General features: G+C 75.4%; 1 protein-coding gene. It reads left to right on the forward strand.

What is annotated here, in order from left to right; translation table 11 throughout:
- On the forward strand, positions 1-813 hold an 813-nt coding region (locus A5624_RS02610; protein WP_197518905.1), incomplete at both ends, for a biotin/lipoyl-containing protein.

Genomic DNA, 813 nt, shown 5'->3' on the forward strand with positions numbered 1-813 from the left:
GTGTGCTGACCAAGATCGTCGCCCAGGAGGACGACACCGTCGAGGTGGGCGGCGAGCTGGCCGTCATCGGCGACGCCGCCGAAGGCGGCGGGGCGGGCGGCGACTCGCAGGCGCCGAGCCAGCCGGAGCCCCAAGCGCAGCCGGAGCCCGAGCCCGCGCCCGAGCCACAGCCGGAGCCCCAGGCTCAGGCCCAGCCGGAGCCCGCGCCCGCCCAGCAGAGTTCCGGCGGCGGCGACGCGACCCCGGTGCTGATGCCCGAGCTCGGCGAGTCGGTGACCGAGGGCACCGTGACCCGCTGGCTCAAGCGCGTCGGTGACTCGGTCCAGGTCGACGACGCGTTGGTGGAAGTGTCCACCGACAAGGTCGACACCGAGATCCCCTCGCCGGTCGCCGGTGTCCTGATCAGCATCACCGCCGAGGAAGACGCCACGGTGCCCGTCGGTGGCGAGCTCGCCCGCGTCGGCGCCGGTGCCGAGGCCGCCGCGCCGGCGGCACCCGCCGCTCCCCAGCCGCCGCCCGCGCCCCAGCCCGAGCCCAAGCCCGAACCGGCGCCCCAGCCCCAGGCGCAGCCCAAGCCGCAACCCAAGCCCGAACCCGCGCCGCAGCCCAAACCTCAACCGGCGCAGGCCCAACCGGCAACTCAGCCGGCAAGCCCGGGTGGTGACGGCGCGCCGTATGTGACGCCGCTGGTGCGAAAGCTGGCCGCCGAGAACAACATCGACCTGAACTCGATCACCGGCACCGGGGTCGGCGGGCGCATCCGCAAGCAGGACGTGCTGGCCGCCGCCGAGGCGAAGAAGGCGCCGCCCCCGG

Source organism: Mycobacterium sp. 1482292.6 (assembly GCF_001672995.1).
Classification (GTDB): Bacteria; Actinomycetota; Actinomycetes; order Mycobacteriales; family Mycobacteriaceae; genus Mycobacterium; species Mycobacterium europaeum_A.